Source organism: Streptomyces sp. CB01580 (assembly GCF_001905795.1).
Lineage (GTDB): Bacteria > Actinomycetota > Actinomycetes > Streptomycetales > Streptomycetaceae > Streptomyces.
This window is the reverse complement of sequence record NZ_LIXJ01000059.1, coordinates 1-11728: the sequence shown is the minus strand read 5'-3', so window position 1 is coordinate 11728 and position 11728 is coordinate 1. Positions and strand designations below refer to the sequence as shown.

General features: G+C 71.9%; 9 protein-coding genes and 1 pseudogene. 8 read left to right on the top strand and 2 right to left on the bottom strand.

The window, feature by feature from the left end:
• The 7 genes and pseudogenes from AMK22_RS36590 to AMK22_RS36560 form a co-directional block, all read left to right on the top strand.
• Window positions 1-642: ABC transporter ATP-binding protein (locus tag AMK22_RS36590; protein ID WP_143203657.1), on the top strand; the 642-nt coding region annotated here is incomplete at its 5' end.
• A complete protein-coding gene (locus AMK22_RS36585; protein ID WP_073792017.1) occupies window positions 639-1568 on the top strand; it encodes an ABC transporter permease in 930 nt (309 codons plus the stop codon). The genes AMK22_RS36590 and AMK22_RS36585, both read left to right, overlap by 4 nt.
• Window positions 1568-2368: an ABC transporter permease gene (locus tag AMK22_RS36580; protein ID WP_073792016.1), complete on the top strand. Its 801-nt coding sequence runs from the start codon at window positions 1568-1570 to the stop codon at window positions 2366-2368. The genes AMK22_RS36585 and AMK22_RS36580 overlap by 1 nt, the downstream gene beginning before the upstream one ends.
• Before the next feature lie 201 nt (window positions 2369-2569).
• Window positions 2570-2749, top strand: a pseudogene (locus AMK22_RS36575) (ABC transporter permease); the annotation flags it as partial.
• A 58-nt stretch (window positions 2750-2807) separates the two neighbouring features.
• Complete coding sequence (locus AMK22_RS36570) at window positions 2808-4229, top strand: NAD(P)/FAD-dependent oxidoreductase (protein ID WP_073792014.1); 1422 nt, start codon at window positions 2808-2810, stop codon at window positions 4227-4229.
• 181 nt (window positions 4230-4410) lie between these two features.
• Window positions 4411-4872, top strand: coding sequence for a hypothetical protein (locus tag AMK22_RS36565; protein WP_073792012.1), 462 nt, complete (start codon window positions 4411-4413; stop codon window positions 4870-4872).
• Window positions 4873-5015: 143 nt separating this feature from the next.
• Window positions 5016-6839, top strand: a complete 1824-nt coding sequence (locus tag AMK22_RS36560; RefSeq protein ID WP_073792011.1) for a chitinase — start codon at window positions 5016-5018, stop codon at window positions 6837-6839.
• On the opposite strand, the gene AMK22_RS36555 is transcribed toward AMK22_RS36560, so the two are convergent.
• Window positions 6824-7420, bottom strand: a complete 597-nt coding sequence (locus tag AMK22_RS36555) for a phosphatase PAP2 family protein (RefSeq protein ID WP_338014212.1) — start codon at window positions 7418-7420, stop codon at window positions 6824-6826. The genes AMK22_RS36560 and AMK22_RS36555 overlap by 16 nt on opposite strands.
• A gap of 405 nt (window positions 7421-7825) precedes the next feature.
• On the bottom strand, window positions 7826-9166 hold the full coding sequence (gene gabT / locus AMK22_RS36550) for a 4-aminobutyrate--2-oxoglutarate transaminase (protein WP_073792009.1): 1341 nt from the start codon (window positions 9164-9166) through the stop codon (window positions 7826-7828).
• A gap of 294 nt (window positions 9167-9460) precedes the next feature.
• Here gabT and AMK22_RS36545 point away from each other — a divergent pair.
• A partial coding sequence (locus tag AMK22_RS36545) for an ATP/GTP-binding protein (protein WP_073792008.1) occupies window positions 9461-11728 on the top strand: 2268 nt, incomplete at its 3' end.

Genomic DNA, 11728 nt, shown 5'->3' with positions numbered 1-11728 from the left:
CACCGCCAGATGCAGCTGGAGCTCAAGCGCATCCAGACCGAGGTCGGCATCACCTTCATCCACGTCACCCACGACCAGGAGGAGGCCATGACCATGGCCGACACCGTCGCGGTGATGAACGCCGGCCGGGTCGAGCAACTCGGCGCCCCCGCCGACCTGTACGAGAACCCGAGGACGACGTTCGTCGCCAACTTCCTCGGCACCTCCAACCTCATCGAGGCCGAGATCCTCGACGCGGGCACGGAGGGCGGCGAGGTCGTCGTGACGGCCGGCGGCGGCAAGCTGCGACTGCCCCGGGAGCGATGTACGGCCCCGCTCGTGAACGGCGGCAGGCTGCTGCTCGGTGTGCGCCCGGAGAAGATCTCGGTCGTCCCCGCCGACGACGCGGGCGCAACGGCCGACGGCCGCAACCGGGTCACCGGCCGGATCACCGACTCCAGCTTCATCGGCGTCTCCACCCAGTACGTGGTGGAGAGCCCGGCCGGCAAGGCGCTCCAGGTGTACGAGCAGAACGTCGAGCGGCGCGCCGGACTCACGGCCGGCGCCGAGGTCGTCCTGCACTGGAACCCGGCGCACACCTTCGGACTGGACGCCGATCAGGACATCGCGGCGGGCGTGGAGACGGTGGAGGACGCGGCGTGACCGTCACCGAGGAGGCGCCACCCGCCGTGTCCGTCACCGAACCGGAGGTCCGCAGGGCCTCCACCCGCAGACGCCTCGTCCCGTACTGGCTGCTGCTCCCCGGCATCCTGTGGCTCGTCGTCTTCTTCGCGCTGCCGCTCGTCTACCAGGCGTCGACGTCCGTGCAGACCGGGTCCCTGGAGAAGGGCTTCGAGGTCACCTGGCACTTCCAGACGTACTGGGACGCGCTGAAGGACTACTACCCGCAGTTCGTCCGGTCCCTGCTGTACGCGGGCACCGCCACGCTCCTGTGCCTGCTGCTCGGCTACCCGCTCGCGTACCTCATCGCGTTCAAGGCCGGGCGCTGGCGCAGCGTCGTCCTCGTGCTGGTCATCGCGCCGTTCTTCACCAGCTTCCTGATCCGCACGCTGGCCTGGAAGACGATCCTCGCGGACGGCGGCGCGGTCGTCGACGTACTGAACACCCTGCACGTCCTGGACGTCACCGGCTGGCTCGGCTGGACCGAGTCCAACCGGGTGCTGGCCACGCCGATGGCCGTGGTCTGCGGTCTCACGTACAACTTCCTGCCGTTCATGATCCTGCCGCTCTACACCTCGCTGGAACGGATCGACGGCAGGCTGCACGAGGCGGCCGGCGACCTGTACGCCACCCCCGCCACCACCTTCCGCAAGGTGACCTTCCCGCTCTCCATGCCGGGGGTCGTCTCCGGAACGCTGCTGACCTTCATCCCGGCCAGCGGCGACTACGTCAACGCGGAACTGCTGGGCTCCACCGACACCAAGATGGTCGGCAGCGTCATCCAGACCCAGTTCCTGCGCGTGCTCGACTACCCGACGGCGGCCGCGCTCTCCTTCATCCTCATGGCGGTCGTCCTGATCACGGTCACCGTCTACATCCGCCGCTCCGGGACGGAGGACCTGGTCTGATGCCCGTACTGCGCTGGATACGACGGAACCTCGTCGTCATCGCGGGTCTGCTGACCCTCGCCTACATGATCCTTCCGAACGTCGTCGTGATGGTGTTCTCGTTCAACAAGCCGAAGGGGCGCTTCAACTACGCCTGGCAGCACTTCTCCACGGACGCCTGGAAGGATCCGTGCGGAGTGGCCGACATGTGCGGCTCGCTGTCGCTGTCCCTCCAGATCGCCGCCTGGGCGACGCTGGGCGCGACCGTCCTCGGCACGATGATCGCCTTCGCGCTGGTCCGCTACCGCTTCCGGGCGCGCGGCGCGATCAACTCGCTGATCTTCCTGCCGATGGCGATGCCCGAGGTCGTCATGGCCGCCTCGCTGCTCACGCTCTTCCTCAACATGGGGGCGCGGCTCGGGTTCTGGACGATCCTCATCGCACACATCATGTTCTGCCTGAGCTTCGTGGTGACGGCCGTGAAGGCGCGCGTGATGTCGATGGACCCGCGGCTGGAGGAGGCGGCCCGCGACCTGTACGCCGGACCCGTGCAGACCTTCCTGCGGGTGACACTGCCGATCGCAGCCCCCGGGATCGCCGCGGGAGCGCTGCTCGCCTTCGCGCTCTCCTTCGACGATTTCATCATCACCAATTTCAACGCGGGCTCCACCGTGACCTTCCCCATGTTCGTCTGGGGATCGGCGCAACGCGGTACGCCCGTGCAGATCAACGTCATTGGAACGGCCATGTTCGTCATCGCCGTCCTGGTGGTCGTCGCCGGTCAGCTGATCGCGAACCGGCGGAGGAACAGCGCCCGCTGACGTCCGACGGACGGCGAACGCGGGCGCGCTACGGAAAGCCCCGAAGGAGTTGGAAGCCATGGCCCCCAAAGCCATGCGTACCGCTGCGTCATCACTCTCACTCGCCGACACGAGCCCGGTCCCGTTCTGGCTCGACGACCCCGGCAGGCCCGAGGCACTGCCCCCGCTCACCGGGGACGAGCACTGCGACCTGCTCGTCGNATCATCACCAATTTCAACGCGGGCTCCACCGTGACCTTCCCCATGTTCGTCTGGGGATCGGCGCAACGCGGTACGCCCGTGCAGATCAACGTCATTGGAACGGCCATGTTCGTCATCGCCGTCCTGGTGGTCGTCGCCGGTCAGCTGATCGCGAACCGGCGGAGGAACAGCGCCCGCTGACGTCCGACGGACGGCGAACGCGGGCGCGCTACGGAAAGCCCCGAAGGAGTTGGAAGCCATGGCCCCCAAAGCCATGCGTACCGCTGCGTCATCACTCTCACTCGCCGACACGAGCCCGGTCCCGTTCTGGCTCGACGACCCCGGCAGGCCCGAGGCACTGCCCCCGCTCACCGGGGACGAGCACTGCGACCTGCTCGTCGTCGGCGGCGGTTACAGCGGCCTGTGGACCGCGCTGATCGCCAAGGAACGCGATCCCGGGCGGGACGTCGTCCTGATCGAGGGCCGCGAGGCGGGCTGGGCCGCCTCGGGCCGCAACGGAGGGTTCTGCGACGCCTCCCTGACCCACGGCCTGCCCAACGGTCTGGAGCGCTGGCCCGACGAGATCGAGAAGCTGGAGGAACTGGGCGCGCGGAACCTCGACGCCATCGAGGCGGCCGTCGCCCGGTACGCCATCGACTGCGAATTCGAGCGCACCGGCGAGATCGACGTCGCCACGCAGCCGCACCAGCTGGAGGAACTGCGCGCCTGGCACCGGGAGGCCGAGCGGCACGGCTTCACCGGGCTCGAGTTCCTGGACCGGGACGCGCTGCGCGCCGAGGTCGACTCGCCCACGTTCCTGGGCGGGCTGTGGGACCGGCGCGGGGTCGCCATGCTGCACCCCGCCAAGCTGGCCTGGGGCCTGAAGCGGGCCTGCCTCGGACTGGGCGTGCGGATGTACGAGAACACTCCCGGCCTCCAACTGGCCGGGGCCGCCGGGGGAATGACGGTCCGCACCCGGCACGGGAGGGTGTTCGCCCGGCACGTGGCCCTCGGCACCAACGTCTTCCCCTCGTTGGTCAAGCGCGTGCGTCCGTACACCGTCCCGGTCTACGACTACGCGCTGATGACCGAACCGCTCACCGCCGGACAGCTCGACGCGATCGGCTGGAAGAACCGGCAGGGGCTCGGCGACAGCGCCAACCAGTTCCACTACTTCCGGCTGTCGGCCGACAACCGGATCCTGTGGGGCGGCTACGACGCGATCTATCCGTACGGCGGCCGGCTGAGCGCGGCCCTCGACCAGCGTCCGGAGACCTTCCACAAGCTCGCGGACCAGTTCTTCGAGTGCTTCCCGCAACTGGCCGGGATCCGCTTCACCCACGCCTGGGGCGGGGCGATCGACACCTGTACCCGCTTCTCCGCGTTCTTCGGCACCGCCCACGGGGGGAAGGTCTCCTACGCCGCCGGGTACACCGGGCTCGGGGTGGGGGCCACCCGGTTCGGGGCCGAGGTGATGCTCGACCTGTTGGCGGGCGAACGCAACGAGCGGACCGGGCTGGAGATGGTCCGCCGCAAGCCGCTGCCGTTCCCGCCGGAGCCCTTCGCCTGGACCGGGATCGAACTCACCAAGAGGTCCCTGGCCAGGGCGGACGACAACGACGGGCGCCGCAATCTGTGGCTGCGGACCATGGACCGCCTGGGGCTCGGTTTCGACAGCTGACCGCCGCCCCCGCGGACCGCTCCCGGTGGGCGGGCCGCCCCGCGAACGGACCGGCCGACGGCGTGACCCAGATCACTACCAATGAGTAGCCAACTCGCGTAATGGAACGGCGCCACCCCTCTCTCCCCGTGTGAACGAACCGGCGACACGGAGCCGGTCGATACGGAACGGAGGGCCGGTCATGGCTGGCGCGGGGGTCAGGGCAGCGGTCGAGTGGCTGGTATCGGTGGCGCCGGACCCGGAAGCCTGCCGGTGGGTGTGGGAGCGCGATCCCAGGGGGGTCGCGCTCCTTCCCGCGGGCAGGCGCTGGGACGTGCTGATCCTCCCCGGGGAGCTGGGGCATCCCACCTTCGACGTGCTCACCCGTCTCGTCGACCGGCCGGGGCCGGTCCTCTCCGACTTCGGCAGCGCCCGCATGGGCTTCTTCGTGCCGCCGGGCACCGTCGACGGCTGGATCGGCACCGGGGTGCGCGGTGCGGGCCGGGGTACGTGGATCGTCGTGCCGCATCCGGGCCACCGGATCGTCGGCGCGGTGCGCTGGCTCATCCCGCCGGACGGCACGGGAACGCTCAACGACGCGACGCTCCTCGAACTCGCGATGCACGAGGCGGCGGCCACGAGGGCCGAGCGGGGCGGTAATTGACGATACGTCAGGCAGGGGTCGACGGCACTCCGGAGCGACCGGAGTGCCGTCAGAGGTCTTGACAAGCTGATTGGTCTGGACCATGTTGTGGCGGCCGCACTCGATTCCGCCCCCACCCGATTCCCCCCTGTACGGAGGCCGTTGTGGAACGCACGGGACCCCCCACCCGACTGACCGGACTGGTGGCCGCCTGCTCGGCCGCGCTGCTCGCCGCCGGTGGACTCGCCGCCACCGCCCCCTCGGCCGCCGCCGCCGACGCGGACCTGGCGCGCAACGGAGGATTCGAGGCGGGCCTGGACGGCTGGAGCTGCACCGGTGGCAGCGGCACCGTCGTCGGCTCGCCGACGCACGGAGGCGCTTCGGCGCTCAAGGCGACGCCGTCCGGCGGCGACAACGCCAAGTGCTCCCAGACCGTGACGGTCCAGCCGGACTCCACGTACACGCTGAGCGCCTGGGTCCAGGGGAGCTACGTCTACCTCGGCGCGTCCGGCACCGGCACCACCGACGTGTCCACCTGGGCGCAGTCGGCGCCCGACTGGAAGCAGCTCACCACCACCTTCAGGACCGGCCCGGCCACCACCTCGGTGACCGTCTACACCCACGGCTGGTACGGCACCCCCGCCTACCACGCCGACGACCTCACCCTGATCGGCCCCGGCGGCGCCCCGGCCGAACTCCCCGCCGCGCCCACCGGACTGAAGGCCGGCACGGTCACCGCCTCCTCGGTCGACCTGTCCTGGACCGCATCGCCGGGCGCCACCGGCTACAACGTCTACCGGAACGGCACCAAGGTCCTCTCCGCCACCGGTACCTCCGCCACCGCGACCGGACTGACCGCGTCCACCGCGTACAGCTTCCAGGTCACCGCGACCAACTCCGCGGGCGAGTCCGCCAGGTCCGCCGCCGTCCGGGCCACCACCACCGGCGGAGGCGGAGGGGGAGGCGGTCAGCTGCCCGCCCACGCGCTCGTCGGCTATCTGCACGCGAGCTTCGCCAACGGCTCCGGCTACACGCGCATGGCGGACGTGCCCGACTCCTGGGACGTCATCGACCTGGCCTTCGGCGAGCCGACCTCCGTCACCTCCGGCGACATCCGCTTCTCGCTCTGCCCGGTCACCGAGTGCCCGAACGTCGAGTCCGCCGCCGAGTTCAAGGCGGCCATCAAGGCCAAGCAGGCCGCGGGCAAGAAGGTGCTGATCTCCATCGGCGGCCAGAACGGCCAGGTGCAGCTCACCACCACCGCCGCCCGCGACACCTTCGTCTCCTCGGTCGGCAGGATCATCGACGAGTACGGCCTCGACGGCCTCGACATCGACTTCGAGGGCCACTCGCTCTCGCTGAACACCGGCGACACCGACTTCCGGAACCCGACCACCCCGGTCGTCGTCAACCTGATCTCCGCGCTGAAGACTCTCAAGGCCGAGTACGGCGAGAAGTTCGTCCTGACCATGGCCCCCGAGACCTTCTTCGTCCAGCTCGGCTACCAGTACTACGGCTCCGGCCCCTGGGGCGGCCAGGACCCCCGCGCCGGCGCGTACCTCCCGGTCATCCACGCGCTGCGCGACGACCTGACGCTGCTGCACGTCCAGGACTACAACTCCGGCTCCATCATGGGCCTGGACAACCAGTACCACTCGATGGGCGGCGCGGACTTCCACATCGCCATGACCGACATGCTGCTCACCGGCTTCCCGGTGGCCGGTGACCGGACCAAGGTCTTCCCGGCGCTCCGCCCCGACCAGGTCGCCATCGGCCTGCCCGCCTCCACCCAGGCCGGCAACGGCCACACCTCGCCCGCCGAGGTCACCAAGGCGCTCGACTGCCTGACCAGGAAGACCGACTGCGGCTCGTACACCACCCACGGCACCTGGCCGGGGCTGCGCGGGCTGATGTCGTGGTCGATCAACTGGGACCGCTTCAACAATGGGGAGTTCTCGAAGAACTTCGACGCCTACTTCGGCCGCTGACGCTTTTTGCTCCCGGCGCGGCCCACCCGGTACGACGGCAGGAGCAGCAGTCCGGACAGGAACCAGCTGCCCAGCACGTCCAGCGGCCAGTGATAGCCGCGCAGCACCAGACCGATGCCCGTCCCCGCCGTCAGCAAGGCGGCGGCGACGGGCATCATCCATGTCCGCACCCACCGCCATACGCCCCGGGCCCACCGCGCACCGCCCGCGTCCCGCACGCACCGCGCGGTGAGCAGCGCCGCCGCGCCGTACGCCACCGCGGCCGTCGCCGCGTGGCCGGAGGGGTAGTAGCCGGTGGCCCCGGTCAGCGGTCCCGGGCGGGCGATCCAGTCCTTCAGTGGGACGACCAGCAGCGGCACCGCGGCCATGGCGAGCGCCGCGTGCAACGGCCCGCGCCGCTCCCCGCGCAGCAGCGCCCACACGATCGCGCACCCCAGCACGGGGAGCGCGACCTGCGTGTTGCCGAGATCGGCGAGGAATTCGGTCAGCGGGGCGGGGCCGTGTCCGACGACGGCCCGGGCGGCCCGCTCGTCCGCCCCGCGCAGCGGCCCGTCGGCCGCGACCTGCCAGGTGACGAGCACGAGGAGGGCCAGGAGCCCGGAAGCCGGGAGAACGAGAAGGGCCGGCCGCCCGGGAACAGGGGGGGAGGTTCCGGGGCGGCCGGTCGGACCGGTGTGCCGCGCGCCCCGGGGGGTCTGGGGCGAGCGGCCATCCGATCGGTGAGGAGTTCCGGAGCCGGAGGCTCCAGTGGTGTGCGCGAGGGCACGGCCGGGACGGTGCTGGGGAAGCGTCGGCCCGGCGTCGCCGGCAGTCCCCTGCGGGCGGGGTGTTTCTCTCATCTGCGGAAACCGTACGGCAGCGGGAGGGGGACCGACAGTCGGAAACGGATCCCGCCATCGGCCCCGCACACCTTCTTCACAGCCCTCACGAGGCCCCCGGACCATCCCCGCGAGCAGGGCCGCGTACAGGGCCGGGGGTCGCACGGATCAGACGCCGGCGAAGCCCTGTTCGAGGATGTCGAGCGCCTCGTTCAGCAGGTCCTCGCCGATGACCAGCGGCGGCAGGAAGCGCAGGACGTTGCCGTACGTGCCGCAGGTGAGGACCAGGACGCCCTCCGCGTGGCACGCCTTGGCGAGCTTCGCGGCGGCCTCCGGGTTCGGGTCCTTCGAGCCGGACTTCACCAGCTCGATCGCGATCATCGCGCCGCGGCCGCGGATGTCGCCGATGATGTCGCCGTTCGGCAGCTTCGCCTGCATCTCGGCGAGCCGCCCCTTCATGATCTCCTCGATGCGCTTCGCCTTCCCGTTCAGGTCCAGCTCGCGCATCGTCTCGATGGCGCCGATCGCACCGGCGCAGGCCACCGGGTTGCCGCCGTAGGTGCCGCCGAGGCCGCCGGCGTGCGCGGCGTCCATGATCTCGGCGCGGCCGGTCACGGCGGACAGCGGCAGGCCGCCCGCGATGCCCTTGGCGGTGGTGATCAGGTCCGGGACGATGCCCTCGTCCTCGCAGGCGAACCACTGGCCGGTGCGGCAGAAGCCGGACTGGATCTCGTCCGCGACGAAGACGATGCCGTTGTCCTTGGCGAACTGCGCGATCGCCGGGAGGAAGCCCTTGGCCGGCTCGATGAACCCGCCCTCGCCGAGCACCGGCTCGATGATGATCGCGGCGACGTTCTGCGCGCCGATCTGCTTGTTGATCTGGTCGATGGCCTGGGCGGACGCCTCGGCCCCGGCGTTCTCGGCACCGGTCGGCCAGCGGTAGCCGTACGCCACCGGCACCCGGTAGACCTCGGGCGCGAACGGGCCGAAGCCCTGCTTGTACGGCATGTTCTTGGCGGTCAGCGCCATCGTCAGGTTGGTACGGCCGTGGTAGCCGTGGTCGAAGACGACGACCGCGGGGCGCTTGGTGTACGCGCGGGCGATCTTGACGGCGTTCTCGACGGCCTCGGCGCCCGAGTTGAACAGCGCGGACTTCTTGGCGTGGTCGCCCGGCGTCAGCTCGGCGAGCCGCTCGCAGACCTCGACGTAGCCCTCGTACGGCGTGACCATGAAGCAGGTGTGGGTGAAGTCCGCGAGCTGGGCGGACGCGCGGCGTACAACGGCCTCGGCGGAGGCGCCCACCGACGTGACGGCGATGCCGGAACCGAGGTCGATCAGGCGGTTGCCGTCCACGTCCTCGATGATCCCGCCGTCGGCGCGCGCGGCGAACACCGGCAGGGTGGAGCCCACGCCTGCGGCCACCGTCGCGGTACGACGGGCCTGAAGCTCCACCGACTTCGGGCCGGGAATGGCGGTGACGAGGCGGCGCTCCTGCGGAAGAGAGGTCATGCGGGGCTCCTGTGGGGTATTCGGACGCTTCTCTGCCTGCAGGCTAGGGGCGGGACCGGGGGTCCGGCATGTTCCGTTCGGGAGTGGTGGCCGTCCGGCGTTGTCCGTCGCGGACATAGCACGCACGGGGCGGGGGTGCCGGGACGCGCGGACACCACCCGTACGGCCGCCGCCCGGGAGCCCCGCCGGACCCGCCGCGCGCGCCGGGCGGCGCGACGGGGCGGACAACACCGGGAGGGGCACTAGATTGACCGGGGCAGCGGACGGACCCGGCCGGTCAGGGGGCGACGGTTCATGAAGAGCGACGACGTGCGCGGCGCGCGGGGCGCGAGCGGCGACCCGCACGATGTGCGGGACGAGGACGGTACGCAGCGGGGGCACGTCCGCCCCGGCGCGTCCCGGCACGTGGTGCCGCGCCCGGCCGGACCGCCACCCGCGGCGCCGCCCAGGCCCGCCGGGCCGCCCCCCGCGGCGCCGCCGATGCCGGCCGGGCTTCCGCGGACCGGGCCGTCGGTCGCCGAGTGGCTGAACGCCCTCCGTCCCGCCGCCGCGCCCGGCATCTGGCGGTACGGCTACGTGCCGCGCCCCGCCGAGAAGCCGCCCCGGCCCTCCCTGCTCGGGCCGCTGATCGCGCTGGGACTCTGGCTGCTGGTCTGGGCGCTGCTCGCGGACTTCCGCATCCCGTACGTGAAGGTGCCCCTGGTGGCGATCACGCCGGGGGAGTGGTGGGTGTTCGAGACGCTGCGGGCGGACTACGTCCCGCGCGCCGCGTACAGCATCGAGACGCTCTACTACCAACTGCTGGTGCTGCTCGCCGGGCTGTGGGCCGCCCGCCTCGGACACTGGTCCGGGATCTTCCGCCACTGGGCGGGACCGAACACGGACCGGGCCCGGCTGTGGGCCTCGGGCCTCGGCGCCCTGTTCGCGCTGTGGCTGGTCGGGAACGGCACGGTGCCCCTGCTGGACGTCGTCTTCTACCTGATCCCGCAGAGCTGGCTGCAGGGCGGCGGCAGCGCGTACCTGGCGGCGGTGGTCGCCTACGGCGCCTACGCCCTGGTCATCGCCGCGGTCGTGTGGCCCTTCGCCCGGGCCGGACGCTGGCGCGCCGCCCTCCGCGCCCGGTCGGCGCGCCGCGCGGCCGCGCGTCCTGCGGGCGACCTTCCGGCGGCCGTTCCTCCCGCGGCCGGTCAGGGCCCGTCGCCCGTGTCCGGGACGGACGCCGCCCGGTGGCCCGCGCTGCGGGCCGCGGGACTCACCGCCGCGGCGGACGTGCTCACCTCGGCCGTGCGCGGCGGGCGTCTGAACGACGTGGACTGCGTGCGCGTCCACCACGCCTGGACACGGGCCCGGTCCCGCCACGACGGCCCGGCGTCCTTCGACGAGACGGTGGTGCGCCGGGGCGCCGACGCCTTCCTGCACCCCTCGGGCCACCGCGACCTCCCCCTGCGCACCGCCCGCCACGACCTGCTGACCGGTCAGGTCCGCATCGGCGGCTGCGCGGACGACGAACGCAACCCCTACGCGCGCCGGGGCTCGGGGGTCGCCCTGGACCCCGCCGTGCTGGGCACGTCCCTGCTGGCGGTCGGCCCGCCCGGTGCGGGCAAGACGACCGGGCTGGTGCGTCCCGTCGTCGAGACGCTCGCCCTCCAGGCGCTGACCGGCGCGGTGGCGGTGCTCGCCGTCGGTGCCGCGGGCACGCCGCTGGGGCCCGACGACGCGTACGACGTCGTCGTCAGGATCGGCGACCCCTCGTCCGTCCACGACTTCGACCTGTACGGCGGATCGACCGATCCCGACGAGGCCGCGGCCACCCTCGCGGAAGGGCTGGCCGGGGACATCCCCGAACTGGACGGCCGGCGCGCGGCCCTGGCCCTGGGACAACTGCTCGGCCCCTACCGGACGGTCCACGGACACTTCCCGTCCGTCCCCGAACTGCGGGAACTGCTCGCGGGGGACGAGAGGGCCCTCGGCGCACTGCGGCAGCAGCTGGAGGCGGGCGGCCATGCCGCGATGCTCCGCGAACTCGACGCCCGGACCCGGCAGGCGGGCGCCGGGTCGGACCCCGCGGCGCTGCTCGCCGACCGCGTCGCCCTCCTCGACCGGCCCGCGTTCGCCGGGTTCTTCGCGACCGGGGAGGACGCACGGCCCTTCTCCCTGCGTGCTTTCGGGCAGCATCCGCTCAGGGTCCGGATCGACCTTCCGGAACGCGCCCACGCCGCGGCGTCCAGAGTGCTGGCCCGCCTCGTCCTCGCGCAGTTCAACGCGATGGCCGAGACCCGCACCGACCGGTCGGCGTTCGCCTGTCTGGTGCTGGACGACGCGACCCACACCCTCACCGCCCGGACCATCCAGGGGATCAGGGGACTCAGGCCGCTGAACGCCGGCGCGGTGCTCGCGCTGCGCACCGTCGACGACGTCCCCGAGGGGCTGCACGCGTCCCTGCTGGGTGCGGTGGGCTGCGGGATGATCTTCTCGGGCGTCACCACCTGGGACGGGAAGCGGTTCTCGGAGACCTGGGGCAAGGAGTGGGTCTCGGTCCGCGAGGTGGCCCAGCACGGGGGC

What these genes read in the sequence shown, in the direction of transcription:
- AMK22_RS36580 (WP_073792016.1), top strand. Translation starts at nt 1,568, where the DNA reads ATGCCCGTACTGCGCTGGATACGACGGAACCTCGTCGTCATCGCGGGT.
- AMK22_RS36570 (WP_073792014.1), top strand. Translation starts at nt 2,808, where the DNA reads ATGGCCCCCAAAGCCATGCGTACCGCTGCGTCATCACTCTCACTCGCC.
- AMK22_RS36565 (WP_073792012.1), top strand. Translation starts at nt 4,411, where the DNA reads ATGGCTGGCGCGGGGGTCAGGGCAGCGGTCGAGTGGCTGGTATCGGTG.
- gabT (WP_073792009.1), bottom strand. Translation starts at nt 9,166, where the DNA reads ATGACCTCTCTTCCGCAGGAGCGCCGCCTCGTCACCGCCATTCCCGGC.